This is a genomic window from Neisseria sp. P0022.S009, from assembly GCF_051956675.1.
Classification (GTDB): domain Bacteria; phylum Pseudomonadota; class Gammaproteobacteria; order Burkholderiales; family Neisseriaceae; genus Neisseria.
The window spans coordinates 52,424-79,017 of sequence record NZ_JBQCXE010000001.1 but is presented as its reverse complement, the minus strand read 5'-3'; the positions used below and the strand labels follow the sequence as shown (position 1 = coordinate 79,017).

25 protein-coding genes and 1 pseudogene are annotated in these 26,594 nt (G+C 49.5%); 14 read left to right on the top strand and 12 right to left on the bottom strand.

The genetic code is table 11. From position 1 onward, the window contains the following. Window positions 1–193: 193 nt before the first annotated feature. From ftsE to ACTHUG_RS00385, 5 genes are all read left to right on the top strand, one after another. On the top strand, window positions 194–844 hold the full coding sequence (gene ftsE, locus ACTHUG_RS00405; RefSeq protein WP_004519169.1) for a cell division ATP-binding protein FtsE: 651 nt from the start codon (window positions 194–196) through the stop codon (window positions 842–844). Then, entirely contained in the window at window positions 841–1,758 is a 918-nt protein-coding gene (ftsX, locus tag ACTHUG_RS00400; RefSeq protein WP_440385881.1) for a permease-like cell division protein FtsX, read from the top strand. Before ftsE ends, ftsX begins: the two co-directional genes overlap by 4 nt. Before the next feature lie 196 nt (window positions 1,759–1,954). Then, complete coding sequence (gene murA, locus ACTHUG_RS00395) at window positions 1,955–3,208, top strand: UDP-N-acetylglucosamine 1-carboxyvinyltransferase (RefSeq protein ID WP_003747808.1); 1,254 nt, start codon at window positions 1,955–1,957, stop codon at window positions 3,206–3,208. A 127-nt stretch (window positions 3,209–3,335) separates the two neighbouring features. After that, entirely contained in the window at window positions 3,336–5,393 is a 2,058-nt protein-coding gene (gene metG, locus ACTHUG_RS00390) for a methionine--tRNA ligase (RefSeq protein ID WP_440385880.1), read from the top strand. A 27-nt stretch (window positions 5,394–5,420) separates the two neighbouring features. After that, entirely contained in the window at window positions 5,421–5,615 is a 195-nt protein-coding gene (locus tag ACTHUG_RS00385) for a virulence regulator (protein ID WP_070460991.1), read from the top strand. Between the two features lie 109 nt (window positions 5,616–5,724). Here ACTHUG_RS00385 and rsgA read toward each other — a convergent pair whose 3' ends face one another. Next, window positions 5,725–6,591 carry a ribosome small subunit-dependent GTPase A gene (gene rsgA, locus ACTHUG_RS00380; RefSeq protein ID WP_440385879.1) on the bottom strand — a complete coding sequence of 289 codons (867 nt, stop codon included), beginning with the start codon at window positions 6,589–6,591 and terminating at the stop codon, window positions 5,725–5,727. 151 nt (window positions 6,592–6,742) lie between these two features. On the opposite strand from rsgA, the gene ACTHUG_RS00375 reads away from it, so the two are divergent. The 5 genes from ACTHUG_RS00375 (at window position 6,743) to ACTHUG_RS00355 (ending at window position 11,587) form a co-directional block, all read left to right on the top strand. Then, window positions 6,743–7,360, top strand: a complete 618-nt coding sequence (locus ACTHUG_RS00375) for a tellurite resistance TerB family protein (protein ID WP_440385878.1) — start codon at window positions 6,743–6,745, stop codon at window positions 7,358–7,360. Between the two features lie 99 nt (window positions 7,361–7,459). Continuing rightward, a complete protein-coding gene (locus ACTHUG_RS00370) occupies window positions 7,460–8,380 on the top strand; it encodes a patatin-like phospholipase family protein (RefSeq protein WP_440385877.1) in 921 nt (306 codons plus the stop codon). A 108-nt stretch (window positions 8,381–8,488) separates the two neighbouring features. Continuing rightward, entirely contained in the window at window positions 8,489–10,345 is a 1,857-nt protein-coding gene (locus ACTHUG_RS00365; RefSeq protein WP_440385876.1) for a ribonuclease catalytic domain-containing protein, read from the top strand. 134 nt (window positions 10,346–10,479) lie between these two features. Further along, window positions 10,480–10,707, top strand: coding sequence for an exodeoxyribonuclease VII small subunit (locus ACTHUG_RS00360; RefSeq protein WP_440385875.1), 228 nt, complete (start codon window positions 10,480–10,482; stop codon window positions 10,705–10,707). Then, window positions 10,691–11,587: a polyprenyl synthetase family protein gene (locus ACTHUG_RS00355; protein ID WP_440385874.1), complete on the top strand. Its 897-nt coding sequence runs from the start codon at window positions 10,691–10,693 to the stop codon at window positions 11,585–11,587. The genes ACTHUG_RS00360 and ACTHUG_RS00355 overlap by 17 nt, the downstream gene beginning before the upstream one ends. 158 nt (window positions 11,588–11,745) lie before the next feature. Here ACTHUG_RS00355 and ftsY read toward each other — a convergent pair whose 3' ends face one another. Together ftsY and ACTHUG_RS00345 are read right to left on the bottom strand one after the other, a co-directional pair. Then, window positions 11,746–12,933 carry a signal recognition particle-docking protein FtsY gene (ftsY, locus tag ACTHUG_RS00350; RefSeq protein ID WP_440386148.1) on the bottom strand — a complete coding sequence of 396 codons (1,188 nt, stop codon included), beginning with the start codon at window positions 12,931–12,933 and terminating at the stop codon, window positions 11,746–11,748. 177 nt (window positions 12,934–13,110) lie between these two features. Continuing rightward, window positions 13,111–13,278: pseudogene (locus ACTHUG_RS00345) on the bottom strand (signal recognition particle-docking protein FtsY); the annotation flags it as partial. Window positions 13,279–13,423: 145 nt separating this feature from the next. On the opposite strand from ACTHUG_RS00345, the gene msrAB reads away from it, so the two are divergent. After that, window positions 13,424–14,992, top strand: a complete 1,569-nt coding sequence (gene msrAB, locus ACTHUG_RS00340) for a bifunctional peptide-methionine (S)-S-oxide reductase MsrA/peptide-methionine (R)-S-oxide reductase MsrB (RefSeq protein ID WP_440385873.1) — start codon at window positions 13,424–13,426, stop codon at window positions 14,990–14,992. Window positions 14,993–15,122: 130 nt separating this feature from the next. On the opposite strand, the gene purB is transcribed toward msrAB, so the two are convergent. Further along, window positions 15,123–16,493, bottom strand: a complete 1,371-nt coding sequence (gene purB / locus ACTHUG_RS00335) for an adenylosuccinate lyase (protein ID WP_440385872.1) — start codon at window positions 16,491–16,493, stop codon at window positions 15,123–15,125. Window positions 16,494–16,703: 210 nt separating this feature from the next. Between purB and ACTHUG_RS00330 the strand changes: the two genes are divergently transcribed. Beyond that, window positions 16,704–17,144 carry a surface-adhesin E family protein gene (locus ACTHUG_RS00330; RefSeq protein WP_070837264.1) on the top strand — a complete coding sequence of 147 codons (441 nt, stop codon included), beginning with the start codon at window positions 16,704–16,706 and terminating at the stop codon, window positions 17,142–17,144. A gap of 333 nt (window positions 17,145–17,477) precedes the next feature. Here the strand turns inward: ACTHUG_RS00330 and ACTHUG_RS00325 are convergent, their stop codons facing one another. Both ACTHUG_RS00325 and purD read right to left on the bottom strand, forming a co-directional pair. After that, window positions 17,478–18,047 (bottom strand): L-threonylcarbamoyladenylate synthase, encoded by a 570-nt coding sequence (locus ACTHUG_RS00325; protein WP_440386147.1) that lies wholly within the window; start codon window positions 18,045–18,047, stop codon window positions 17,478–17,480. Between the two features lie 71 nt (window positions 18,048–18,118). Continuing rightward, window positions 18,119–19,390 (bottom strand): phosphoribosylamine--glycine ligase, encoded by a 1,272-nt coding sequence (purD, locus tag ACTHUG_RS00320; RefSeq protein ID WP_440385871.1) that lies wholly within the window; start codon window positions 19,388–19,390, stop codon window positions 18,119–18,121. A gap of 139 nt (window positions 19,391–19,529) precedes the next feature. Here purD and ACTHUG_RS00315 point away from each other — a divergent pair, with 139 nt between their 5' ends. Then, complete coding sequence (locus tag ACTHUG_RS00315; RefSeq protein WP_049349195.1) at window positions 19,530–19,841, top strand: DUF4298 domain-containing protein; 312 nt, start codon at window positions 19,530–19,532, stop codon at window positions 19,839–19,841. A gap of 54 nt (window positions 19,842–19,895) precedes the next feature. Here the strand turns inward: ACTHUG_RS00315 and ACTHUG_RS00310 are convergent, their stop codons facing one another. The 5 genes from ACTHUG_RS00310 to ACTHUG_RS00290 form a co-directional block, all read right to left on the bottom strand. Continuing rightward, window positions 19,896–20,507, bottom strand: a complete 612-nt coding sequence (locus tag ACTHUG_RS00310) for an IMPACT family protein (protein ID WP_440385870.1) — start codon at window positions 20,505–20,507, stop codon at window positions 19,896–19,898. 61 nt (window positions 20,508–20,568) lie between these two features. Then, entirely contained in the window at window positions 20,569–21,501 is a 933-nt protein-coding gene (locus tag ACTHUG_RS00305) for an electron transfer flavoprotein subunit alpha/FixB family protein (RefSeq protein WP_440385869.1), read from the bottom strand. Between the two features lie 10 nt (window positions 21,502–21,511). Beyond that, window positions 21,512–22,261, bottom strand: a complete 750-nt coding sequence (locus ACTHUG_RS00300) for an electron transfer flavoprotein subunit beta/FixA family protein (protein ID WP_107792290.1) — start codon at window positions 22,259–22,261, stop codon at window positions 21,512–21,514. Window positions 22,262–22,445: 184 nt separating this feature from the next. Then, complete coding sequence (gene waaC / locus ACTHUG_RS00295) at window positions 22,446–23,414, bottom strand: lipopolysaccharide heptosyltransferase I (RefSeq protein WP_440385868.1); 969 nt, start codon at window positions 23,412–23,414, stop codon at window positions 22,446–22,448. A 46-nt stretch (window positions 23,415–23,460) separates the two neighbouring features. Next, entirely contained in the window at window positions 23,461–24,096 is a 636-nt protein-coding gene (locus ACTHUG_RS00290) for a nicotinamidase (protein WP_440385867.1), read from the bottom strand. Window positions 24,097–24,266: 170 nt separating this feature from the next. Here ACTHUG_RS00290 and tsaA point away from each other — a divergent pair, with 170 nt between their 5' ends. Further along, window positions 24,267–24,941: a tRNA (N6-threonylcarbamoyladenosine(37)-N6)-methyltransferase TrmO gene (gene tsaA, locus ACTHUG_RS00285; protein WP_440385866.1), complete on the top strand. Its 675-nt coding sequence runs from the start codon at window positions 24,267–24,269 to the stop codon at window positions 24,939–24,941. Window positions 24,942–25,036: 95 nt separating this feature from the next. Here the strand turns inward: tsaA and gap are convergent, their stop codons facing one another. Further along, window positions 25,037–26,041: a type I glyceraldehyde-3-phosphate dehydrogenase gene (gap, locus tag ACTHUG_RS00280; RefSeq protein ID WP_440385865.1), complete on the bottom strand. Its 1,005-nt coding sequence runs from the start codon at window positions 26,039–26,041 to the stop codon at window positions 25,037–25,039. Window positions 26,042–26,594 lie beyond the last annotated feature (553 nt).

Sequence of the window (26,594 nt, the reverse complement as noted above, 5' to 3'; positions counted from 1 at the left end):
GTTCAGACGGCCTTTATTTCAAACCATATTGCTTTGTGTTGCAAACCGGCAGTGTATCCGCCGGCAGAACCGGGGTTTCACTATCAAAAAGCAGCCGAAATATTTATAATCTGTGAATATCCCCATTTTTTCAGACGGCATGTTGCCCTATCGATGATACCGGCCGTCTGAAACCCTATTTTCAGGAAAACCCATGATCCGTTTCGAACAAGTTTCCAAAACCTATCCCGGCGGTTTCGAAGCCCTGAAAAATGTCAGTTTCCAGATTAACAAAGGTGAGATGATTTTTATCGCCGGCCATTCGGGCTCGGGCAAATCCACCATTTTGAAGCTGATTTCAGGCATTACCAAGCCTACCAAAGGCAAGGTTTGGTTCAACAACCAAGACCTCGGCACCTTGAGCGACAATCAGATCGGCTTTATGCGCCAACATATCGGCATTGTCTTCCAAGACCACAAAATCCTCTACGACCGCAATGTCTTGCAAAACGTTATCCTGCCTTTGCGGATTGGCGGCTACCAGCCGCGCAAAGCGGAAGAGCGTGCGCGTATTGCGATTGAGAAAGTCGGCTTGAAAGGCCGCGAAAACGATATGCCCATCACTTTGTCCGGCGGCGAACAGCAGCGTTTGTGCATCGCGCGCGCAGTGGTTCACCAACCCAGCCTGCTGATTGCCGACGAGCCATCCGCCAGTCTCGACCGCGCCTACGCGCTGGATATTATGGAATTGTTTAAAACCTTCCATGAAGCAGGCACGACCGTGATTGTTGCGGCGCACGATGAAACGCTGATGGCGGATTACGGCCACCGCGTCTTGCGCCTGCAGAAAGGACGCCTCGCATGAGTATGATTCACTACATCTCGTTACACGTCGAATCGGCGCGCGCCGCACTCAAAGAACTTCTGCGCCAACCCATCGGCACGTTGCTGACCCTGTTCATGCTTGCCGTTGCCATGACCTTGCCGCTGTTTATGTATTTGGGTATCCAAAGCGGACAAAGCGTGTTGGGCAAACTTAACGAATCGCCACAGATTACGGTTTATATGGACACCGATGCGGCAAGTTCTGATGCCGATACGGTGAAAAACCTGCTCCAACGCGACAGCCGTATCGATAAAGTCCGCTTTATCAGCAAGCAGGAAGGTTTGGAAGAATTGCAGACCAATCTCGACCAAAACCTCGTTTCCATGCTCGATGGCAACCCGTTGCCCGACGTCTTTATCGTTACGCCCGACCCTGCCACTTCGCCGAATCAGATGCAGGCCATCTATAAAGACATTACCAAGCTGCCGCGCGTCGAATCGGCAACCATGGATACGGAATGGGTACAAACCCTTTATCGTATTAACGAATTTATCCGCAAGATTTTGTGGTTCCTCTCGCTGACATTGGGCATGGCCTTTGTCTTAGTGGCACACAACACCATCCGCCTGCAAATCCTCAGCCGTAAGGAAGAGCTGGAAATCACCAAGCTTTTGGGTGCGCCCGCTTCCTTCATCCGCCGTCCTTTCCTTTATCAGGCAATGTGGCAGAGTATTTTCTCCGCCGCCGTCAGCCTGGGCTTGTCGGCTTGGCTTTTGGCCGAAGTACGGCCGCTGGTGGACGCGATTTTCAAACCCTACGGTCTGAACATCGGCTGGCGTTTCTTCACATTTAGCGAAGTGTCGCTGGTATTCGGCTTCGTCATCGCGCTGGGCGTATTCGGCGCATGGCTGGCCACCACGCAACACCTTTTAGGCTTCAAAGCCAAAAAATAAGCCTTGGCAAACAGGCCGTCTGAACCATTCAGACGGCCTGAAATCTTATCCTTTCGCAACGTAAACAAACCTTGTGAAAATTTAATACTGCCAAATCTAACAGCAAGGGCATAATCCCTTATAATTGATGGTTTATTACCCATCTCATTTCATTTGTGCGGCATAAACCGTGCAGACAAATAACGAAAGACATCCTGTGGACAAACTCAAAATCTCTGCCAACGGCCCCCTCAACGGCGAAATCACCGTATCCGGCGCGAAAAACGCCGCCCTGCCGCTGATGTGTGCTGGTCTGCTGACTTCCGGCACTTTACGCCTGAAAAACGTACCCATGCTCGCCGACGTCAAAACCACTCAAAAACTGCTGCAAGGCATGGGCGCACGTGTTTTGACCGACAACATTTCCGAATTTGAAATCAACGGCGGCACAGTCAACAACACCTGCGCACCTTATGAGCTGGTGAAAACCATGCGCGCATCCATCTTGGTTTTGGGCCCGACCCTCGCCCGCTTCGGCGAAGCCCAAGTCAGCCTGCCCGGCGGCTGCGCCATCGGTTCGCGCCCGGTTGACCAACACCTCAAAGGTCTCGAAACCATGGGGGCGGAAATCACCATCGAACACGGTTACGTCAAAGCCAAAGGCCGTCTGAAAGGCACGCGCGTCACCATGGACGTCGTGACCGTAGGCGGTACCGAAAACCTGCTGATGGCGGCCACGCTTGCCGAAGGCACCACCATCCTCGAAAACTGCGCCATCGAGCCCGAAGTCGTCGATTTGGCCGAATGCCTCGTCAAAATGGGTGCAAAAATCAGCGGCATCGGTACAGCAACCATGACCATCGAAGGCGTAAAAGAACTGCACGGCTGCGAACACAGCGTCGTTCCCGACCGTATTGAAGCCGGTACCTTCCTCTGCGCCGTCGCCATGACCGGCGGCAAAGTCGTCCTGCGCAATGCCGCCCCAAAAACCATGGAAGTCGTGCTAAACAAACTGACCGAAGCAGGCGCCATCATCGAAGCAGGCGACAACTGGATTTCCATCGACATGCAGCAACGCCCCAAAGCCGTGGACATCCGCACCGTCGTCCACCCAGGCTTCCCAACCGACATGCAGGCGCAGTTTATGGCCATGAACGCCATTGCCGAAGGCAGCAGCCGCGTGGTGGAAACCATTTTTGAAAACCGCTTCATGCACGTTCCCGAACTCAACCGCATGGGCGCAGACATCACCACCGAAGGCAACACCGCCTACATCAAAGGCGTGGAAAAACTCTCCGGCGCCGTCGTGATGGCAACCGACCTGCGCGCCTCCGCCAGCCTCGTCATGGCCGGTTTGGTCGCAGAAGGCGAAACCATCGTTGAACGCATCTACCACCTCGACCGCGGCTATGAATACATCGAGAAAAAACTCGGCGGCGTAGGCGCAAAAATCGAACGCGTACGCGGTTAATCCCATACGCAGCCGATAAATAAAAGGCCGTCTGAAACACCGGCAATCGGGTTTCAGACGGCCTTTGCGTATTGTTTTGCGGTATAATTCCCAACATCTTTATCCATTGTTTTTAAAAGCACAAACCATGACACGCAAAATCCTTGTCACTTCCGCGCTGCCCTATGCCAACGGCAGCATCCACCTCGGCCACATGGTCGAACACATCCAAACCGACGTTTGGGTGCGCTTTCAAAAACTGCGCGGCCACGAATGCTACTACTGCTGCGCCGACGACACCCACGGCACGCCCGTGATGCTTGCCGCGCAAAAACAAGGCATCGCGCCCGAAGACATGATTGCCAAAGTGCGCGAAGAGCACCTCGCCGACTTCACCGGTTTTTTCATCGGCTACGACAATTATTACAGCACCCATTCCCCTGAAAACAAACAGTTTTCCCAAGACATTTACCGCGCGCTGAAAGCCAACGGCAAGATTGAGAGCCGCGTCATCGAGCAGCTTTTCGACCCTGAAAAACAAATGTTCCTGCCCGACCGCTTCGTCAAAGGCGAATGCCCGAAATGCCACGCCCAAGACCAATACGGCGACAACTGCGAAGTCTGCGGCACGACCTATTCCCCGACCGAACTGATCAACCCGTATTCCGCGGTATCCGGTGCCAAACCCGAATTGCGCGAATCCGAACACTTCTTCTTCAAACTGGGCGAATGCGCCGACTTCCTCAAAGCATGGACTTCCGGCAACAACCCGCACGACGGCAAGCCCCATCTGCAACCAGAAGCCCTCAACAAAATGAAAGAATGGCTGGGCGAAGGCGAAGAAACCACCCTGTCCGACTGGGACATCTCCCGCGACGCGCCGTATTTCGGTTTCGAAATCCCCGACGCGCCGGGCAAATATTTCTACGTTTGGCTGGATGCGCCCGTCGGCTACATGGCCTCGTTTAAAAACCTGTGCGACCGCATCGGCATTGATTTTGACGAATACTTCAAAGCCGACAGCCAAACCGAGATGTACCACTTCATCGGCAAAGACATCCTCTATTTCCACGCCCTGTTCTGGCCCGCCATGCTGCATTTCTCCGGCCACCGCGCCCCGACCGGCGTGTACGCACACGGCTTTTTGACCGTGGACGGACAAAAAATGTCCAAATCGCGCGGCACCTTCATCACCGCCAAATCCTATCTGGAACAAGGCCTGAACCCCGAGTGGATGCGCTACTACATCGCCGCAAAACTCAACAGCAAAATCGAAGACATCGATTTGAACCTGCAAGACTTTATCAGTCGCGTCAACAGCGACCTCGTCGGCAAATACGTCAACATCGCCGCCCGCGCATCAGGTTTCATCGCCAAACGCTTTGAAGGTCGTCTGAAAGACGTTTCAGGCAGCGCATTGCTGGCAAAACTCGCCGCCGAAAGCGACAACATTGCCGAGCAATACGAAAACCGCGAATACGCCCGCGCCCTGCGCGACATCATGGCCTTGGCGGACATTGTCAACGAATACGTTGATGCCAACAAACCTTGGGAATTGGCGAAACAAGAAGGCCAAGACGAACGCCTGCACGAAGTATGCAGCGAACTCATCAACGCCTTTACCATGCTGACCGCCTACCTCGCCCCCGTATTGCCGAAAGTGGCCGAAAACGCCGCCAAATTCCTGAATTTGGAAGCCATCACTTGGGCAAATACACGCGAAACCTTGGGCGAACACGCCATCAACAAATACGAACATTTAATGCAACGAGTGGAGCAAAAACAAGTGGACGATTTGATCGAAGCCAACAAACAAAGCATCGCTGCCGCAGCCGCGCCTGCCGCCGAAGAAAGTAAATACGAAAAAGTTGCCGAACAAGCGAGCTTTGACGACTTTATGAAAATCGACATACGCGTCGCCAAAGTATTGAACTGCGAAGCCGTTGAAGGCAGCACCAAACTCCTAAAATTCGACCTCGATTTCGGTTTTGAAAAACGCATCATCTTCTCCGGCATCGCCGCGTCTTATCCCAACCCTGCCGAATTGAACGGCCGCATGGTCATCGCCGTCGCCAACTTCGCCCCGCGCAAAATGGCAAAATTCGGCGTATCCGAAGGCATGATCCTCTCCGCCGCCACGGCAGAGGGCAAACTGAAGCTCCTCGATGTCGATGCGGGCGCACAGCCCGGGGATAAAGTGGGCTAAGGCTTAGCCAAACCATAAGGAGAAACCATGTTAAACCTTTCCGCTCCGGTACTTAAAGAAATTGAGTTGCTTAATGATGCAGGCTTATCGGTTGGCGCTATTATTACAGTGTTGCGTCTGAAGTTTCCGGTAGAACTCCATGATCGGGGGGACAAACAAATTGAAGAAGCCGTTCTTCTCATGATCAATCCGCCACGAAAAGCACCTTCTCTTTCCCGCTAAGGCAGCAGTGCCGGTTGAAAGGTAAATTTGGTTATACTTCAACAAAAGGCCGTCTGAAAGTTTCAGACGGCCTTTTTATTTATCCAAACGCTTAGTTTCCGTTCAATCTTTATCTTAACAATTCATCGGTAACGCGTTGCAGAAACTCAATACGCTCGGGTTTGGCTTCGCCTGATTCGGCAGCGGCTTTGACGGCGCAGCCGGGTTCGGCGCGGTGGGTGCAGTTGTGGAAACGGCACTGGCCGATAAGGTGGCGCAGGTCGGGGAAGTATTGTAATAAATCGGCAGCTTGGAGATGGTGCAGGCCGAATTCTTGCAGGCCGGGGGAATCGATGAGTCGGGTTTCTGTGTTTAAATCGTACAGTTGGGCGTGGGTGGTGGTGTGTTTGCCGGAGTCGAGCGCGGTGGAAATGTCGCCGGTTCGGGCGGCTTGGTTGCCGAGTAGGGCGTTGGTCAGGGTGGACTTGCCCATGCCGCTTTGTCCGAGCAGGATGTTGGTTTGCCCTTCTAAAATGGGACGCAGGATGTCGGCGTTTTCCAATGCGTTGGTTTCGACCACGGGGTAGCCGAGGGTTTCGTAGAATTTGAGTTTCTCGCGCCATTGGGCAGTTTCGGGGAGGTCGGCTTTGTTGAGGACGATGACGGCGTTAATGCCGGCCGCTTCGGCTGCGAGGAGGGCGCGTTGCAACAGGGCTTCGCTGGGTGAGGGGCTGGCGGCGGTTACGATGAGCAGTTGGGTAACGTTGGCGGCAATCAGTTTGGTTTTCCACGCGTCTTGGCGGTAGAGCAGGCTTTCGCGCGGGAGATAGTCTTCAATCACGACTTGTTCGCCGTTGATGGGGCTGATGCGGACTTGGTCGCCGCAGGCGAAATCGACGCGTTTTTTGCGGGTGGTGGCGTCATATGTTTGGCCGTCAGGGGTGCGGACAATATAGCGGCGGCCATAGCTGGTAATGATTTGGGCGGTATCGGTCATGATGGGGTTTATTGTTTGGAATGGTGTGATTGTACCGAAAGTCGGCTATGGCCGTCTGAAAACTTGTTTGCACCTTTTAACTTTCTTTGGCTTGGTTTTTGGGTGTTTCTACTCTATATTTGCAATATATTGGTTTTCAGGAGATTTTTTTATGGATTTCAGTCAGTTGCTCAATCAGGTTTTGGGTGCGGCTCAAAAAGGCGGCAAAGTGGTGGCGGACAGCCCGCTCAATTCTTTCGGTGGCGGCGCGCTGACGGGTGCTTTGGCATCGATGCTGTTGAAAAAGAAAAACGCAAAGAAGCTGGTCAAGGCCGGCTCGGTCGCTGCTTTGGGTTTTCTGGCTTATAAAGGCTATCAAAACTGGAAACAAAACCAGCAGCAGGACGAATTGCCGCAAAGTGCGTTCCAACCTGCCGGCCTGATTGGTGAAAACCACAGCCGTGTGATTTTGCAAACGATGATTGCGGCGGCGGCTTCAGACGGCCTGATTGACGATGCGGAACGCGCGGCCATTGAGCGTGAAAGCGGCAGCGATGCGGAAACGGCGGCATGGCTGCAGGCGGAATATGCACAACCGGCCTCTATCGAACAAATTGCCGCTTCTGTCGGCAGCAACGAGGCTTTGGCAGCCGAAACTTATCTGGCGGCCCGATTGGTCTGCGCGGACTTGTCGCGCAAGGAAATTGTGTTCCTGAGCCGTTTATCCCAAGCTTTGAATTTGGACGATCAACTGGTCGAAAGCTTGGAAAAACAGCTCGAATTGGCTTAAGCCGGATTTAAAAGGCCGTCTGAAACCTGATTTCAGACGGCCTTTCGACTTAATTTCAGAGTAAAATAACTCTTTCGACATATTAAAGGCTGTCTGAACATGAATAAACTTTTTTCCACATTCAAAACGTTTTTAGCCGCTTCGTCCGTCTTGGTATTGGCTGCCTGTCCAAGCGGCAACGCGCCGCAATCCAAACCTTCTACGCAGGGTCAAAATACGGTTTCGCATCCTGCACCCAAACCGAAAGCCACGGTTGCGCTGGCTTTGGGTGGCGGCGCATCCAAAGGCTTTGCCCATATTGGGATTATTAAGGTTTTGAAAGAAAACAATATTCCGATCAAAATCGTTACCGGCACATCCGCAGGCTCGATTGTCGGCAGTATGTACGCTTCGGGAATGTCGCCCGACCGCCTCGAATTGGAAGCGGAAATTTTGGGTAAAACCGATTTGGTGGATTTGACCTTGTCCACCAGCGGCTTTATCAAAGGCGAAAAACTGCAAAACTACATCAACCGCAAAGTCGGCAACCGCCCGATGCAGCAGTTCCCCATCAAATTTGCCGCCGTTGCGACCGATTTTGAAAGCGGCAAACCGGTGGTGTTCAACGTAGGCAATGCCGGACAGGCCGTCCGCGCTTCTGCTTCGATTCCGAACGTGTTCCAACCTGTCGTTATCGGCAGCCGCAAATATGTGGACGGCGGCCTGTCACAGCCCGTACCGGTCAGCGCGGCGAAAAAACTGGGCGCAAACTTCATCATTGCCGTCGATATTTCCGCCCGTCCGGCCAAAAACGTCAGCCAAGGTATGTTCTCCTATCTTGACCAAACCTTCAACGTGATGAGCCAAACCGCCTTACACCAAGAATTGGGCCAAGCCAATGTGGTCATCAAACCGCAGGTTTTGGAGCTGGGTTCGGTTGGCGGTTTCGACCAAAAACAACGCGCCATCCAATTGGGCGAACAGGCCGCACGCGCCGCCCTGCCTGAAATCAAACGCAAACTGGCAGCATATCAGTATTAATCATCCGCCGTTTTGACAGGCCGTCTGAAAGTATGTTTTTCAGACGGCCTTTCTTGTGCAAATCTGCTAAAATCACGCGTTTCCTACAAATCATAAAATCCTAAAAAAATGAATATCTTTTACGAAGAGTCCGGCCAATTCAAAGTTGCCTCCATCGTCCAAAAAAACGACGCCACCTACCAAGTCGATACCCAACACGGCAAACGCACCAAAGTGAAGGCAAATAATGTCTTTGCCGAATTTGACGGCGATATGGCGGCGTTTTTAGAGAACGCGCAGGCGCAGGCGGCGGACATCGACACCGATTTATTGTGGGAAGTATGCGGCGAAGAGGAATTTACCGCTGAGGCGATTGCCGAAGAATATTTCGGCCATGCACCGACCAAAACCGAGCTGGCGGCAACTTTGATTGCGCTGTACGCCGCGCCGATGTATTTCTACAAAAAAGCCAAAGGCGTATTCAAAGCCGCGCCCGAAGAAACTTTGAAACAAGCGCTTGCCGCCATCGAACGCAAAAAACAGCAAGACGCGCAAATCGACGCTTGGGCAGAAGCCTTGAAACGCGGCGAGATGCCGTCTGAAATCGCGGCGGATTTGAAAACCATCCTGCACGCGCCCGACAAGCAGTCGCTGACCTACAAAGCCTTTACCAAAGCCGCCGATGCGCTGAAAACCTCCGCCTATGAATTGGCGAAAAAAACGGGCGGCATTACGTCCATTCCCCAATACCTGCAAGACGGGTTTGAAATCAAATACTTCCCCAAAGGAACAGGCTTCCCCGACCTTCCGCTTCCTGAAATGCCCGACTTGCCCAAGGCTGACGTTACCGCCTTTTCCATTGATGACGAATCGACCACCGAAGTCGATGATGCCTTGAGCCTGACCGACTTGGGCAATGGCATGAAGCGCGTCGGCATCCACATCGCCGCGCCGTCGCTTGCCGTTAAACCGGGCGACAAAATGGAAAAAAACATCATGGAACGCTTGAGCACGGTCTATTTCCCCGGCGGCAAAATCACCATGCTGCCCGAAAACTGGATTGCCGCGTTCAGCCTTGATGCGGGTGCGTACCGCCCTGCCGTCAGCATTTATTTCGATGTGGACAGCGAGTTCAACGTCGGCGAGTCAACCTGCAAAATCGAAGCGGTCAACATCGCCGAAAACCTGCGCATTCAAGCCATTGAGCCGCATTTCAACGCCGAAACCGGCTTGGACGAAGCAGGCGAAATGATGTTTGCCCACCATCAAGACCTGATTTGGTTCTATCAATTCGCCATCGCCCTGCAAAAAGCGCGCGGCAAATACGAACCCGACCGTGCGCCGCAATACGATTACAGCATCGAATTGGATGAAGAAGGCAACGTATCCGTTGTCCGCCGCGAACGCGGTTCGCCCATCGATACGCTGGTCAGCGAGATGATGATTCTTGCCAACAGCACTTGGGCGCAAATGCTGGACGAAAACGAGCTGCCCGGCCTTTTCCGCGTCCAACCGGCAGGCAAAGTGCGCATGAGCACCAAATCCGAACCGCACATCGGCATGGGCGTGCAGCATTACGGCTGGTTTACCTCGCCGCTGCGCCGCGCCGCCGACTACATCAACCAAAAACAGCTGATCAGCCTGATTGACGACACGGCCGAGCCGCTGTATCAAAACAGCGATGCCGAGCTTTTTGCCGCGCTGCGCGACTTCGATGCCGCCTATACAGCCTACGCCGACTTCCAACGCCAAATGGAAGCCTACTGGAGCCTCGTGTACCTGCAACAGCAAGGAACGAGCGAGTTGACGGCTACCATCCTCAAAGAAGACATCGTCCGCATTGAGGGGCTGCCGCTGGTAACGCGCGCGACCGGTATTCCGTTTGACGCGCTGCCCAAATCGCAGGCATTGTTCAAAATCACTGAATTGGATGCCGAGAAGCAGTTTATCGCGCTCAACTATCAAAAAGCCGTTTTACCGGGCTGATAACGTTATTTAGTTTGAAAAAAGGCCGTCTGAACAAAGAAACAGAAATCTTTGATTTCGTTTTCATCCCCGTTCAGACGGTCTTCATCATCTAAAAATGCTACAATTCCCTTTTCTGCCCATCATTTCAAACCATGAAAAAAAACGCCCCCCAATCCTTTGAAGAAGCCTTATCCCGCCTCGAAACCCTGACCCAGGCCATGCAAAGCAGCGAAATGCCGCTAGAAGACGCCCTGGCCGCCTATCAGGAAGGCAACGAATTGGTCAGATACTGCCAAACCAAATTGGCGGAAGTCGAGCAGAAACTGCAAGTTTTGGATGCCGGCAAACTGAAGGAGTTGAACCTTGAACCCGGCGAATGAACTCAAAACATGGCAGCAAAAAGCCCAAGCGCAAACCGAATTGCTGCTGGCGCATTTCTTGCCGTCTGAAAACCAAGTGCCGCACACGCTGCACGAAGCCATGCGTTACGTTACCCTCGGCGGCGGCAAACGGCTGCGCCCACTCTTGGTGCTTGCCGCGTCCGAATTGGGCGAAGCAAACCAAAATGCCGTCGAGCAGGCGATGGCGGCCATTGAAATGGTGCACGTCTATTCACTGGTTCACGACGATATGCCGGCGATGGACAACGACAGCCTGCGCCGCGGCAAACCGACCTGCCATGTGCAATACGACGAAGCCACCGCCCTTTTGGTCGGCGATGCGCTGCAAACCCAAGCCTTTGATGTACTGAGCCGTCCGACAGGCCTGCCTGCCGAACGCCAGCTTGCCATGTTGTCCACGCTGGCCCAGGCATCCGGCAGCCTCGGCATGGCGGGCGGACAAGCCATCGACCTGGCCAATGTCGGCAAAGCCATGAATCAGGCCGAATTGGAACAGATGCACAGCCTCAAGACCGGCGCACTCATCCGCGCGGCCGTGGCCTTAGGCGCACTTTCCTGCCCGGACTTAACACCGGCGCAAATCCAAACCTTAGACCGCTACGCCGCCAAATTGGGCCTGGCTTTCCAAGTGATCGACGATGTATTGGACTGCGAAGCCGATACCGCCACCTTGGGCAAAACCGCCGGCAAAGACTCGGACAACGACAAACCGACCTACGTCAAACTGATGGGCCTGCACGCCGCGCGCACTTACGCAGAAACGCTGATTGCAGAAGCCGTTGCCCTGATCGAGCCATTCGGCGGCAAAGCCCTGCGCCTGCGCCAACTGGCCGAGTTTGTTACTGCACGGAAAAACTAAACCTGCAAATAAAATAAAGGCCGTCTGAAACCTGATTTTAAGTTTCAGACGGCCTTTTTAACAGCCTGTTTGGCTGGTATCAACTGAATGCAGAGTCTTTCAAAATACGGCTCAGAACCCCCCCCGCAAACTGCATTGACAAGCCTCAGCCTGTCCGTTTAATCCAATAGGGCATCTACAAACGCTTTGGCATTAAATGGACGCAAATCGTCGATGCCTTCGCCTACGCCGATGTAGCGGACAGGAATTGGACGGTCAGAGGCAAGAGCGGCAAGGATACCACCTTTAGCCGTACCGTCGAGCTTGGTGACGATCAGGCCGGTCAGACCCAGCGCTTCGTCAAAGGCTTTCACTTGGTTGACGGCGTTTTGACCAATATTGGCATCAAGCACGACAATGATTTCATGTGGCGCATCCGGCATGGCTTTTTGCAACACGCGTTTCACTTTTTTGATTTCTTCCATCAAATGAAGCTGCGTCGGCAGGCGGCCGGCAGTATCGGCCAGCACAATGTCGATACCGCGCGCTTTCGCGGCTTGGACGGCATCGAAGCAAACGGCGGCGGAATCACCCGTAGTTTGCGAAATCACGGTTACATTGTTGCGTTCGCCCCAAGCTTGAAGCTGCTCACGCGCGGCGGCGCGGAAAGTATCGCCTGCCGCCAACAGCACAGATTTGCCCTGCGCTTGGAAGTATTTGGCGAGTTTGCCGATAGATGTGGTTTTGCCTGCGCCGTTGATACCGGCAAGCATAATCACGAAAGGCTCCTTGATTTCCGGCAAGACCAAAGGTTTTTCCAGAGGCTTAATCAAGTCGTACAGCGCATCTTTCAGCGCGCCGCGCAATTCGTTGCCGTCTTTGAGGCCTTTGAGGCTGACACGGTCGCGCACATCTTTCATCAAGTATTCGGTGGCTTCCATGCCCATATCGCTGGTAATCAGCACGGTTTCCAGCTCTTCGTACAAATCCTCGTCAATTTGTCCGCCGCCGAACACGCCGGCCAACGATTTTGCCATTTTGTCGCGTGATTTGGTCAAGCCTTGTTTCAAACGTGCGGCCCAACTGAGCTTGGGCTCTTCCACCGGAGCAGGGGCTTCAACCGGTGTTTCCGAAACGGCTTCTTGAGCTTGCTCGACAGTCTCGCTAACTGCTTCAACAGCTTCTTCTTTGACCGCTTCTGCCTGTTCTGCTGCTTCTTCAGCAGCCTCAGCTATTTCAGACGGCATCTCGGCAACGGTTTCTTGAACCTGTTCAACAGCCTCGCTGACGGTTTCAACGGCCGTTTCTTTTGCCGCCTCAGCCTGTTCTGCTGCTTCTTCAGCAGCCTCGGCCGCTTCAGACGGCATCACGGCAACGGCTTCTTGAACCTGTTCAACAGCCTCGCTGACGGTTTCAACGGCCGTTTCTTTTGCCGCTTCAAGGTGTTCTTCCACTTTTTCAACTGTTTCAGACGGCGTTTCGGTCAAAGCTTCCCGCACCTGCTCGACGGTTTCACTGACAGTTTCAACAGCCGATTCGACAACTGATTCAATATGCCCTTTGACGCTTTCCGCTAAAGATTCGGCATCTTCTTTAATATTTTCAACTACTTGAACAACTTCAGATTCTACTTTTGCTGCGGTTTCCTGAACTTGAGCCTCCTCAGGAGCCGGAGTTTCCTGTTTTTTCTTGCGACGGAAGAAGCTGAACATTAAATTTTCCTTTTAATTTTAGAAACTTGAAATAGGGAGTATTGTAGCGTATTTTACGTGGCAAGGTCGTCTGAAAATCAAGGTTGTCAGGTTTTGGCATTTCCAACGTCTAATGAGACAAACCCTCCATACAGGAAACATAGAGATGAAACCCCGTATCTTCTTTTCCCTTTGCGCCAAGTTCGGCTGCCTGCTTGCGCTGGGCGCCTGCTCATCCAAAATGATGGATACCGAAGCCGCAACCGTACCGCAAGCATTGTCCTCGTTGAAAACTCCTGACAACCGCCCTGCCAGTGTTTTCCTGAAAAAAGACAAACCCACCTTGATTAAATTTTGGGCAAGTTGGTGTCCTTTGTGTTTGTCCGAATTGGGACAAACCGAAAAATGGGCGCAGGATAAGCGGTTCAGCTCCGCCAACCTGATTACCGTCGCCTCCCCCGGCTTTCTGCACGAGAAAAAAGACGGCGACTTCCAGAAATGGTACGCCGGTTTGAACTATCCCAAGCTACCCGTCGTGACAGACAACGGCGGCACCATCGCCCAAAGCCTGAATATCAGCGTTTACCCTTCTTGGGCGTTAATCGGTAAAGACGGCGACGTGCAGCGCATCGTCAAAGGCAGCATCAACGAAGCGCAGGCATTGGCATTAATCCGCGATCCGAATGCCGATTTAGGCCGTCTGAAAAATTCGTTCTACAAACCCGACACACAGAAAAAGGATTCAGCAATCATGAATACGCGCACCATCTACCTCGCCGGCGGCTGCTTCTGGGGCTTGGAAGCCTATTTCCAACGCATAGACGGCGTGGTGGACGCCGTATCCGGCTACGCCAACGGCAAAACGGAAAACCCAAGCTACGAAGACGTTTCCTACCGCGATACAGGCCATGCCGAGACCGTCAAAGTCACCTACGATGCCGACAAACTCAGCCTCGACGACATCCTGCAATACTATTTCCGCGTCGTTGACCCGACCAGCCTCAACAAACAAGGCAACGACACCGGCACGCAATACCGCAGCGGCGTGTACTACACCGACCCTGCCGAAAAAGCCGTCATCGCCGCCGCCCTCAAGCGCGAGCAGCAAAAATACCAACAGCCCCTCGTCGTCGAAAACGAGCCGCTGCAAAACTTCTACGACGCCGAGGAATACCATCAGGACTATCTTATTAAAAACCCCAACGGCTATTGCCACATCGACATCCGCAAAGCCGACGAACCGCTGCCGAATAAAGCCAAAGCCACCCCGAAAGGCAAAGGCTTCGACGCGGCAACGTATAAAAAACCCAGCGCTGCCGAACTCAAACGCTTTCTGACCGAAGAGCAATATCAAGTTACCCAAAACAGCGCGACCGAATACGCCTTCAGTCATGAATACGACCACTTGTTCAAACCCGGCATTTATGTAGACGTCGTCAGCGGCGAACCCCTGTTTTCTTCCGCCGACAAATTTGATTCCGGCTGCGGCTGGCCGAGCTTCACCCGCCCGATTAACGCCGCCGCTGTTACCGAACACGACGATTTCAGCTACAACATGCGCCGCACCGAAGTGCGCAGCCACGCCGCTGACTCACACTTGGGACACGTCTTCGCCGACGGTCCGAAAGACAAAGGCGGCCTGCGCTATTGCATCAATGGCGCAAGTTTGAAATTCATTCCTTTGGAAGAAATGGACGCAGCCGGCTACGGCGCATTGAAAGACAAAGTGAAATAACGGATTGAATCGAAAAAGGCCGTCTGAAAAAGAATTCAGACGGCCTTTTTGATTTATCGGATGTAGAGGGTTGGTTTCTTATTTATCAAAAAATCTCAATAACTAAGAAAGTATGCCCTACAAAAGCCTTTTAAATTCGTTTTGCCAGCTCTTCGGCTTTACCCACATACAACGCAGGGGTCAGCTCAAGCAATTTGGCTTTGGCTCCTGTCGGAATTTCCAACGACTCGATAAAGAGTTTCAATACTTCAGGCGTAATGCCGTCTTTACCGCGTGTCAGGTCTTTCAGCTTCTCGTAAGGATTGGCTACGCCGTAACGACGCATTACGGTTTGAATCGGCTCGGCCAATAGCTCCCAAGTAGCGTCCAAATCAGCAGCAAGTGCGGCAGGATTCGGCTCAAGCTTGTTCAGACCACGCAGATGGGCGGCAAAGCCCAATACGGTATAGCCCACGCCTACGCCCATATTACGCAATACGGTGCTGTCGGTCAGGTCGCGCTGCCAACGGGAAATCGGCAGTTTTTCAGACAAAAAGCCCAATACGGCATTGGCCATACCGAGGTTGCCTTCGGAGTTTTCAAAGTCGATCGGATTGACTTTGTGCGGCATGGTGGAAGAACCGACTTCGCCTGCTTTGACTTTTTGTTTGAAGTAACCCAAAGAAATATAGCCCCAAACATCGCGGTTGAAGTCGATCAGAATCGTGTTGACACGACTGATGGCTTGGAAGAATTCTGCCATATAGTCGTGTGGCTCGATTTGAATGGTGTAAGGGTTGAAGGTCAGGCCGAGGCTGATTTCGACAAAGTTGCGGCAATGGGTTTCCCAATCCACATCGGGATAAGCGACCATATGGGCATTGTAGTTGCCGACTGCGCCATTAATTTTGCCGAGGAACTCTTGCGCTTGCAGGTTTTTAAACTGGCGTTGCAGGCGGTACACGACATTGGCGATTTCTTTACCCAATGTGCTTGGTGTAGCAGGCTGGCCATGCGTGCGGCTCATCATAGGGACGGCAGCCAACTCATGCGCCATGCCGGTCAGTTTTTCGATGATTTCGGCCAGTTTCGGCAGCAAAACAGTCTCACGCGCTTCTTGCAGCATCAAAGCGTGGGACAGGTTGTTGATGTCTTCGCTGGTGCAGGCAAAGTGGATGAACTCGCTGGCAGCAGCCACTTCAGGCACGCCGGAGAAGCGTTCTTTAAGCCAATATTCGATGGCTTTGACGTCGTGATTGGTGGTCGCCTCAATGGCTTTGACGGCGGCGGCATCTTCAAGTGAGAAGTTTTCGATTACCTTGTCGATTTCGGCAAGCGTAAAATCGCTGAAAGCAGGAACTTCTGCAATCTTAGGCTCGGCGGCAAGGGCTTTGAGCCAGTTTAATTCAACTTTGACACGCGCACGCATCAGGCCGTATTCGGAGAAAATCGGACGCAATGCTTCAACGGATTTGGCGTAGCGGCCATCTAATGGGGAAAGTGCAGCGATAGGGTTAATCATGTCGGATCTTCCTATGGGATGAAAACCAAATTGTTTGCAATTATACATGATTTTACACTTCAAGGCCGTCTGAAAAGCAGGTTTCGGACGGCCTTTTCAGCGTATTTTTCATAAAATTCTTTTCAGAGGTTCAACTTTGCAAATTCGATTTACGATATATGCCATCTTCACGGATAATATCGGCTGACTTTCTGTAAATAATGAGGTTTTATGAATATCAAACGTTTTTCCCTAGCTGCAACCGTATTTACGGCTTTGATGTTGAGTGCCTGTGAAACAACCACCACATCGAGCGGCGGTGGCAGCTGGACCAACATCGGCACCATCTCTGAAGGCAATATCAAAGTGGCCATTGATAAAAGCAGCATTAAAAGAAATGGCGCACTGGTTACTTTCCGCGATAAAAAAACCGTTTCCAAACTGAAAGAGGAACGTTTCGTCAACACGCCTGCCTATAAAACGGCCATCGGCAGCTGGGAAATTCATTGCTCAAACAAAACCTATCGCTTGGCAGCGCTGCAACTGATGGATGAACACGGCCGGGTGATTTCCAACCAAAGCTATACGCCGACCAGCATCCGCCCAATGAGCGTCATGAGCGGCACGATTACTGAAAAACAATACGAAACAGTGTGCGGACATAAGCTGTAATCCACATTTATTCACAAAGTTATCCACAGTTTAAATATTTAAAAGGCTGTCTGAATGCTTTGAATATCAAGTTTCAAACGGCCTTTTTATGTTTTTATGGAAATTTATCTTCAAATTTATCCACAAAATTTGTTTATTCAAGAATAATTTATTATAGCGATTCTTTTACGCTCAAAATTTGCTTCATTCTTTCACAAAATACTGATTTATCCTCTAGACTGCTATGCATCAAACTGGATCTGCACTAAATGCTTTTCACACAGGTATTCCAATCTTTTGGAAAAAATTTGCTTCTCCAAATAAATACCTTTCCTTTGATAATACAACCCTTCTTTAACGCAGCCTTGCTCCTGTTTCTCCGTCAATAATCTGACTAGGCGTTTTCTGCTTACCTATCAATCCGCCTACAACCCATACTTTCCTGCCAAACTGTCTTCTGACTTCCCTTTCCGTTTTGCACGCCCGTTTGCCTGCACGATTGCATGAAGTAGAGACTAAAGGCATTTCCAAAACCTGACACAAACGCCTTGCGCCTACGTGTGCCGGAACCCTAACAGCCAATTTACTGCGTCCTTTTCCTCGCAACGAAGGCAATACTTTTTTGCCGGCCGGCAATAAAAAAGTTTTCGGAGCCGGCCATGCTTCATGCAGCATGGTTTGGATATTTTCAGACGGCCTTTGCAGCAAAGGTTGCAACTGTTCCAAGCTATGGCCAATGACAATCATACCTTTGTGTTGCGGTCGTTTTTTCAGATGAATCAGTTGATTGAGTGCTTTAGGCAAAATAGGGACACAGCCCAAGCCATAGCAAGACTCGGTAGGATAGGCGACCAAACCGCCTTTTTTAAGATGCGCCTGCAACCTGCGTTGGGCTGCAGCCGATAAAATTCTGGGGAACATCATCATATACCAAGGCCGTCTGAAACTGCGATTGTCGGACAATCTGTGTTCAGACGGCCTATTTCTATTCATTATTAACGGTTGATGGCTTTATCGGCAATGTCTTTACGGTATTGCATACCGTCAAAACGGATGGTTTCCAATGCCTTATAAGCCTTACTCTTAGCTTGTGCAACATCATCACCCAAACCGACGACACACAACACACGGCCGCCGTTGGTTACCACTTCGCCTTTTTCATTCGTTGCGGTACCGGCATGGAAAACTTTACCGATTTGATTGGCCTTATCCAAACCGGAGATCACATCGCCTTTTTTCGGAGAGTCAGGATAGTTTTGTGCGGCCAACACCACGCCTACGGCAGTCTGCGGATTCCATTCGGCGGTAACACTATCCAGTTTGCCGTCGATTGCCGCTTCAACCAAATCCACCAAATCGCTATCCAAACGGCTCATAATCGGCTGGGTTTCAGGGTCGCCGAAACGGCAGTTAAATTCGATGGTATAAGGCGCACCGTTTTTATCAATCATCAATCCCGCATATAAAAAGCCGGTAAATTCATGACCTTCTGCTTTCATACCGGCCACAGTCGGCAAAATAATTTCATTCATCGCGCGCTCGTACACATCAGGCGTTACCACCGGAGCAGGGCTGTATGCACCCATACCGCCGGTATTAGGACCTTTGTCATCATCCAACAGGCGTTTATGGTCTTGACTGGTTGCCATCGGCAACACATGATTGCCGTCCACCATAACGATAAAGCTTGCTTCCTCGCCTTGCAAGAAATCTTCAATCACGACGCGCGCGCCTGCATTACCCATTTTGTTGCCCAACAACATATCATCAATAGCGGCATGGGCTTCATCCAAAGTCATGGCGACAATCACGCCCTTACCGGCAGCCAAACCATCCGCTTTAATAACAATCGGCGCACCTTTTCGGTTGACGTAATCATGTGCCGCATCGACATTTTCAAAGGTTTGGTATTGCGCGGTTGGAATGTTATATTTTGCCATAAACGCTTTAGCAAAATCCTTTGAGCTCTCCAACTGGGCCGCGTATTGAGTCGGGCCAAAAATCTTCAATCCGGCAGCACGGAAGTCATTGACCACACCTGCAGCCAAAGGCGCTTCAGGGCCGACTACAGTAAAAGCAATATTTTCATTACGGCAAAAATCAATCAAATCTTGATGCGCCGTTAATGCGATATTCTGAAGTTTAGGTTCAATTGCCGTTCCGGCATTACCAGGTGCAACAAAGACAGTTTCTACTTTAGACGACTGCGCCAATTTCCAAGCCAGTGCGTGTTCACGTCCACCATTACCAATAACGAGCAATTTCATACCATTTCCTTGAAGAATAGATGTTGTAAATAAGATTCAATCGATGAAATATTGTTCCATCTTGCATAGCTGTTTCAAATTAAGAATAATATTGCGCCAAGACAACCATACTCTAATTTCAAACAACGAAAGGAAAATCATGCAAAAGCGTATTGACGAAATTCAAAGCAAATACCGCGAATGGTGCGAATTACTGCCACAACTGGAGGCAGATATCGCCCGCTGGAAACATGCTGCAAGCCTCATGCAGGACATGGATGAATTCTATACCAACGAATACCAAGCGTGTCATCAAGCCATTGAAGAAGGTGCAGATGTTGATTTGCGCACACAGGGCGAATATAGCATTATGAGCGAAGATGCCCTATGGAACGCACTGGGAGAATTTCATCAACTGGCTTGGGAACACTTGCGCTCAAGCGTAAATGCTTTAGACAGATACCAAGGCTAAAACATCAAAGGCCGTCTGAAACTTTTGATTGATCAAATATGTTCAGACGACCTTTTATTCAAACGGCTTCTCAGTATTTACTTCAATTTGGCGCGTATTTTTCCAGGCGGCAATACAGACTTCATAATCGGCCAACGCTATTTTTACTGTCAACTTACAATCTAGCTGCAAATCCTGTTCCACAATATCGGCCTGATATTGTTTGGCAACCCGTATCACCTCATTCAAAACAGGATATTCACATTTCAACCAAACCGTTTTTTCAACATTCTTTTCAACAACTTCAGCTATCGCCAGTGCCTGAGCCGTTGATTCCTTATAGGCATGAATCAAACCGGGAACGCCCAATAGCGTACCGCCAAAATAACGCACAACCACAACCAATACATCCGTTACACCGACAGAATCAATCTGCCCCAAAATAGGGCGGCCAGCACTCCCGGACGGTTCTCCATCATCATTTGCGCGAAACTGCATTCCATCCACACCCAATCGGTAGGCGTAACACCAATGTCGTGCTTTGTGGTGCTCTTCCTTTAATGGGTCGAGATATTTCTTCACATCAGCCAACGTGCGGATCGGATAGGCATATGCGATGAAGCGGCTGCCTTTATCTTTAAATTCAGCCTGTGTCGGTTTGGTAATGGTTTTATAGGTCGTGATCATGCCGAAATATTTTCAGACGGCCTTTGTTGTAAAAGGCCGTCTGAACGTTTCACGTGAAACATTAGTTTTTCAGTGCTTCAGTCAGTTGAGGCACAACTTCAAACAAATCACCAACCAAGCCGTAGTCTGCCACATTGAAAATAGGCGCATCAGCATCTTTGTTGATGGCAACAATTACTTTACTGTCTTGCATACCGGCAACGTGTTGGATAGCACCGGAAATACCGATAGCGAAGTACAGTTGCGGCGCAACCACTTTACCGGTTTGACCCACTTGGGCATCGTTTGGCGCATACTCGGCATCCACTGCCGCACGGGACGCACCAATCGCCGCACCCAAAACATCTGCCAAAGGAGTCAACACTTCATTAAATTTTTCAGCACTGCCCAATGCACGGCCACCAGAAACAATCACTTTTGCCTGAGTCAATTCAGGGCGGTCAGACTGAGAAAGTTGACGGTTTACGAAACGGCTCAGGTTTTGAGCAGGTGTTGCCTCAACATTGACCACTTCTGCATTACCACCTTGTCTGGCAGCATCAAATGCTGTTGCACGGAAAGTCAGCACCAGTTTTTCAGAATTGGATTGAACGGTTTCAAATGCATTACCGGCATAAATCGGACGGACAAATGTCGAGTTATCCACAACTTCGGTTAAATCCGAAACTTGTGGTACATCCAATAGGGCTGCTACTCGGGGCAGAAGATTTTTACAAAACGCAGTTGCAGTCGCAGCCACATAGTGGTAATCCGCAGCCAGTTTAACAACCAAAGGCGCCAATTCTTCTGCCAAACCTTCAGCATAATAGGGCGCATCGGCTACCAAAACTTTCGCTACGCCTGCAATCTGTTTTGCCTCTTCAACCACCGCAGCAGCATTACTACCGGCGACCAATAAATCTACATTCCCTAATTTGGCGGCAGCCGTTACCGCATGCAAAGTGGCAGGATTCAAATGTTGGTTATTATGTTCCGCAATAATCAATACGCTCATTTCATACTCCTTAGATCACTTTGGCTTCGTTTTTCAGCTTTTCAACCAACTCGGCAACATCAGCCACTTTCACACCGGCTTGACGTGCTTTAGGTTCGGCAAATTTCACGGTATTTAAACGCGGAGAAATATCCACAGCCAAATCGGCAGGACTTAATTTTTCCAAAGGCTTTTTCTTTGCCGCCATGATATTAGGAAGTTTGACAAAACGTGGTTCGTTCAAACGCAAATCCGCACTGATGACCGCAGGCAGCTTCAACGCAACAGTCTCTTCGCCGCCGTCAATTTCACGGGTTACCAATACTTCTTCGCCTTCAATTTGCACTTTTGATGCAAAAGTACCTTGAGCCGCATTCAACAACGCAGCCAGCATTTGGGCAACTTGGTTGGCGTCATCGTCAATTGCCTGTTTGCCCAGCAGTAAAATTTGCGGATTTTCTTTATCTGCAACAGCTTTCAGCAATTTTGCAACGGCCAAAGGCTCCAATTTCGCATCAGTCTCAACATGAACCGCACGGTCGGCACCCATCGCCAAAGCAGTACGCAACGTCTCTTCGCATTTTTTCTCGCCAAGAGAAACAGCAACAATCTCGCTTACTTTTCCGGCTTCTTTCAAACGGACAGCTTCTTCTACCGCGATTTCATCAAACGGGTTCATCGACATTTTGACATTACCGATATCCACATCGGAACCATCGGCTTTCACACGAACTTTGACGTTATAGTCCACTACGCGCTTTACTGCGACCAGTGCTTTCATTCAATTCTCCTAAAAAGAATGTCCATCAAATCAAGCATACTGCTTTTGATACATTCTTTATATAAAATCCAATTCGGTTTTCACCAACATGACAAAACCAAATTTGTATAAATCTTGGCAAATAGAGCGGAATTATATCATTTCTAAAGCATTTACTCAGAAAATAAATCTAACTCCCCAGCAATTATTTACCGTATGCAGCAACACAATCCATCAAGGTTTGATAAACCTCGTCAACATTGGGAATTTGAGCAATACCGCCTAAATTTTTTGCATAAGCCGAAACTTGAACGCCGGTCTTGGCCGGATCTGTATCTGTATAAATTCCTACAACAGGCTTTTCCAACGCATTGGCAAGATGTAGCAACCCAGTATCTACGCCGATAATACCCTCTGCGTTTTTCAATAAAAATGCAGCCTGTAATAAATTCATCTTGTCGCAGACGAAAGCAAACGGTAAATCGCTTGCAATCTGTTTGGCGCGCATTTTTTCGGTTTCATTTCCCCACGGCAGATATACATTGCATTGTTGCTCTTCATTCAACTTTTTCAATAATGCACGCCAGTGTTCTACCGGCCATAATTTACTGTCGCGACTGGTTGCATGCAAAGCAACGTAATAGGGGGATTGCACATTTTTCAGACGGCCTGATTCAGGAACCGACAAACCAAATACCTGCGTTTCAGGCATTGTATAACCAAAAACTTGGGCGAATAACTCACGGTTTCGCCAAACCGCATTTTTACCTTTCGGCACGGCAAACGTTTTGCTGTACGCAAGGGCAGCCAAACTTTCACGCGCACTGTGTTTATCCAAACCGTAAATAGGGGATTTAGCCATTTTGGCAAAGCATGCGCTTTTAATCAGTCCTTGACTATCTAAAACAAAATCAAAAGATTCAGCCTGTAAATCCGTTTTCAGACGGCCTATTTCACGCCACGTTTCAGCCTGAAAAAGATGTTTGCGCCACTGTCGCCATTTCATTACATGAACCTTTTTGACAAAAGGATGCAGGCGCGCAATATCCGCAAATCCGGCCTCACACAACCAATGCAGTTCTACCTCAGGACATTGTCTTGCCAAATCTTCAACTGCGGGCAACGTGTGAATTAAATCGCCCATACTGGACAAGCGGACAAGTAAAATCTTCATATTTTGAAAGATGTTTCACGTGAAACAATGAAATTTTAAATATAATTTATTGATTATTAATGTATTTTTTTATTTCTTTAGCATTTTCTAAAATAATAGCTCCGGCGGAACGCATTTCCTTCCATGCAGATTCAACCGTTTCCGGAGCAATGCCGCGGCAAGCCGCCTGATTAACGATGACTTTCCAAGCCCCGCCTTTAAGCAACTGTAAAACCGTTGTCTTCACACAATAATCCGTTGCCAAGCCGCCGACAATAACTGTATCTGCATTTTGACAGCGCAACCATTCGATCAAACCTGTACTGAGTTTTTCTTCAATATCGTGAAAACATGCGCCGTAAGGATGTAACTCAGGATCAACGCCTTTCCAAACGCAATAATCGTATTCTTTGGCTGAAGGCAGGCCATCCAACAATTCATAGCCATATGTTCCAACCATCGCATGCGCCACCCAAGTCAAATCCGCATCAGGCAAACCCGTCGGTTTCAACATATCAACAGGATTATCCACAAGCCATTTTGCCGCGGCATGATGTGCATCTTTCGTCATCACGCGCAAATCCGCCAATGCAGCTTGTGCATTGAGTTCATCCGCAATCAGATGACCTTCGGCAACAGGCAATTCTTTCGGGCACAAAGGCGTAAACGTTTTTTGTGCATCTACATCGATAGAAACAATCATGGATTAATATAACCTATTGATTTTATTTTAAATAATTTAAATTTTGCATTTATTGTCAATGTTTGGACATTTGGAATAAATGCTTTGTATTATAACAAATTACGACTGCAAAATGTGGGAAAACATCTGTGATATGATGACAGTTTGTACAGAATATTTATCCACAAATTATGTCCTATTCGATTACGCCTATTGCAACCGTTCATTCCCCCTACAAGCAAAAATTCGGCATTGCCCGCCAACCCGGCTTGGTTCCTGCGGCAGAAATTTGTATTGAACTCACTCCTGAATTTACCGCAGACAGCGTTCGGGGCTTGGAAGATTTCGACTATGTGTGGATAAGTTTTATTTTCCACGGCGTATTGGATGAAGGTTGGGCACAAATGGTGCGTCCGCCACGGCTCGGAGGCAAACAAAAAATGGGCGTATTTGCCACGCGCAGCCCACACCGCCCCAATCATCTCGGTTTATCCCTGCTAAAACTCGAACGCATCGAAACAGGCAAACCTGTCCGCATTTATTGCAGCGGCGCAGACCTGTTGGACGGTACTCCGGTAGTGGATATTAAACCCTACATCCCGTTTGTCGAATCCAAACCAGACGCATCATCGGGCTTTGTCAGCGGCAAACCTGAAGAATTGAGCGTAGTCTGGGCAGAAAGTACACTTGCGGAACATTTATCCACAGAAGAAAAATATCTTATTGAGCAAAGCATTGCCCAAGATCCCCGTCCTGCCTATCAAGATATTCCCGAACGGGTTTATATAATGAATATTGCAGATTATGAAGTGCAGTTTAGGATAGAAAACAATTGTGCCACAGTGATTAAACTATCCATAATTTGATTGCAAATTGAATTTATCTACAAACAAAAGGCCGTCTGAAATGTTCAGACGGCCTTTTAATTATCCACAGACTGATTGATTCAGCCCGTTATTTTTTAGATTTTGCTGGCAAAGAATTCCAAGGTACGAACCAGTTGGCAAGTGTAAGACATTTCATTGTCGTACCAAGCAACGGTTTTCACCAATTGTTTGTCGCCAACAGTCATCACGCGGGTTTGAGTAGCATCGAAGAGTGAGCCGTACTCGATACCGATAACGTCGGAAGAAACGATTTGATCTTCAGTATAGCCTAAAGCATCGTTGGCGGCAGCTTTCATGGCTGCATTGATTTCTTCTTTGGTAACAGGGCGTTCGAGAACAGAAACCAGTTCGGTCAAAGAGCCGGTAGCAACAGGAACGCGTTGGGCAGAACCATCAAGTTTGCCGTTCAATTCAGGGATAACCAAGCCGATGGCTTTAGCGGCACCGGTGCTGTTCGGTACGATATTCAAAGCAGCGGCACGGGCGCGGCGGAAGTCGCCTTTGCGGTGTGGCGCGTCAAGGGTGTTTTGGTCGCCGGTATAAGCGTGGATGGTGGTCATCAGGCCTTCAACAATACCGAACTCTTTTTGCAATACCGCAGCCATAGGGGCCAGACAGTTAGTCGTACAAGAAGCGGCGGAGATAACAGTTTCGCTGCCGTCCAAAATATCTTGGTTTACGCCGTATACAACGGTTTTCACATCATTGCCGCCAGGGGCAGAAATCACAACTTTGCGCGCACCGGCACGGATATGGGCTTCAGCTTTGGTTTTGCTGGTAAAGAAACCGGTACATTCAAGGACGACGTCCACACCCAGCTCGCCCCAAGGCAATTCTTCAGGATTAGGATTGGCAAATACTTTGATTTCTTTGCCGTTAACAACAATAGCGTTGTCTTTCAATTCGGCAGAGCCTTCAAAACGGCCTTGGGTACTGTCGTATTTGAAGAGATGCAACAGCATGTCGGCAGGAGTCAAGTCGTTAACAGCAACGACTTCGATACCTTGGGCTTTTTCAATTTGACGCAATGCCAGACGACCGATACGGCCAAAACCATTAATCGCTACTTTAATACTCATTTTGCTACTCCTAATTAGATGGAATGGGAAAAATTTTTCAGTAAGGCCATTGTATCCTGAAATAAAATTACTTTCTAGGATTACAGATAATTACTTTTAAGTTGTTTGATTTAAATAAAGAAAACATGAAATTCTTGTTTGTAGGAAAATATCGAATTTGTCTAAATAATCCTGTTTTTTGGTATTTTATTTCATAAATTTCATTTTTTTATCTTAGTTTTTTTATAAGTTTATGATTTTCATAAATTTAGTTCTATTTTTCTGTATTTTGCCGTTTTTGTGCTGATAACTCAGTCTTTTCTTCAAATCATATTATTTAAATTTTTAAAACGATGATTTTGATGATGATCCTAATCCTTTGTGGATAACAGAATATTTTTCTTTAAAACCAATCCAATAATCACTTTTTATCTTTGAGGCAAACCCCAACTGAATGTCGGAATAAAAAAGGATAAAATCTTAGTTTCCCTATTTACCTGTGGATAAAAACCAAATTACCCACTTCAATTTCACACACCTTTGTGGATAATTCAAACCTTGAAGTTTATCCCTG

Excerpts from the sequence above, each read along its gene's own strand:
- ftsE (WP_004519169.1), top strand. The coding sequence starts at position 194 with ATGATCCGTTTCGAACAAGTTTCCAAAACCTATCCCGGCGGTTTCGAA.
- ftsX (WP_440385881.1), top strand. The coding sequence starts at position 841 with ATGAGTATGATTCACTACATCTCGTTACACGTCGAATCGGCGCGCGCC.
- metG (WP_440385880.1), top strand. The coding sequence starts at position 3,336 with ATGACACGCAAAATCCTTGTCACTTCCGCGCTGCCCTATGCCAACGGC.
- ACTHUG_RS00385 (WP_070460991.1), top strand. The coding sequence starts at position 5,421 with ATGTTAAACCTTTCCGCTCCGGTACTTAAAGAAATTGAGTTGCTTAAT.
- rsgA (WP_440385879.1), bottom strand. The coding sequence starts at position 6,591 with ATGACCGATACCGCCCAAATCATTACCAGCTATGGCCGCCGCTATATT.
- ACTHUG_RS00375 (WP_440385878.1), top strand. The coding sequence starts at position 6,743 with ATGGATTTCAGTCAGTTGCTCAATCAGGTTTTGGGTGCGGCTCAAAAA.
- ACTHUG_RS00370 (WP_440385877.1), top strand. The coding sequence starts at position 7,460 with ATGAATAAACTTTTTTCCACATTCAAAACGTTTTTAGCCGCTTCGTCC.
- ACTHUG_RS00365 (WP_440385876.1), top strand. The coding sequence starts at position 8,489 with ATGAATATCTTTTACGAAGAGTCCGGCCAATTCAAAGTTGCCTCCATC.
- ACTHUG_RS00360 (WP_440385875.1), top strand. The coding sequence starts at position 10,480 with ATGAAAAAAAACGCCCCCCAATCCTTTGAAGAAGCCTTATCCCGCCTC.
- ftsY (WP_440386148.1), bottom strand. The coding sequence starts at position 12,933 with ATGCCGTCTGAAGCGGCCGAGGCTGCTGAAGAAGCAGCAGAACAGGCT.
- msrAB (WP_440385873.1), top strand. The coding sequence starts at position 13,424 with ATGAAACCCCGTATCTTCTTTTCCCTTTGCGCCAAGTTCGGCTGCCTG.
- purB (WP_440385872.1), bottom strand. The coding sequence starts at position 16,493 with ATGATTAACCCTATCGCTGCACTTTCCCCATTAGATGGCCGCTACGCC.
- ACTHUG_RS00330 (WP_070837264.1), top strand. The coding sequence starts at position 16,704 with ATGAATATCAAACGTTTTTCCCTAGCTGCAACCGTATTTACGGCTTTG.
- ACTHUG_RS00325 (WP_440386147.1), bottom strand. The coding sequence starts at position 18,047 with ATGATGTTCCCCAGAATTTTATCGGCTGCAGCCCAACGCAGGTTGCAG.
- purD (WP_440385871.1), bottom strand. The coding sequence starts at position 19,390 with ATGAAATTGCTCGTTATTGGTAATGGTGGACGTGAACACGCACTGGCT.
- ACTHUG_RS00315 (WP_049349195.1), top strand. The coding sequence starts at position 19,530 with ATGCAAAAGCGTATTGACGAAATTCAAAGCAAATACCGCGAATGGTGC.
- ACTHUG_RS00310 (WP_440385870.1), bottom strand. The coding sequence starts at position 20,507 with ATGATCACGACCTATAAAACCATTACCAAACCGACACAGGCTGAATTT.
- ACTHUG_RS00305 (WP_440385869.1), bottom strand. The coding sequence starts at position 21,501 with ATGAGCGTATTGATTATTGCGGAACATAATAACCAACATTTGAATCCT.
- ACTHUG_RS00300 (WP_107792290.1), bottom strand. The coding sequence starts at position 22,261 with ATGAAAGCACTGGTCGCAGTAAAGCGCGTAGTGGACTATAACGTCAAA.
- waaC (WP_440385868.1), bottom strand. The coding sequence starts at position 23,414 with ATGAAGATTTTACTTGTCCGCTTGTCCAGTATGGGCGATTTAATTCAC.
- ACTHUG_RS00290 (WP_440385867.1), bottom strand. The coding sequence starts at position 24,096 with ATGATTGTTTCTATCGATGTAGATGCACAAAAAACGTTTACGCCTTTG.
- tsaA (WP_440385866.1), top strand. The coding sequence starts at position 24,267 with ATGTCCTATTCGATTACGCCTATTGCAACCGTTCATTCCCCCTACAAG.
- gap (WP_440385865.1), bottom strand. The coding sequence starts at position 26,041 with ATGAGTATTAAAGTAGCGATTAATGGTTTTGGCCGTATCGGTCGTCTG.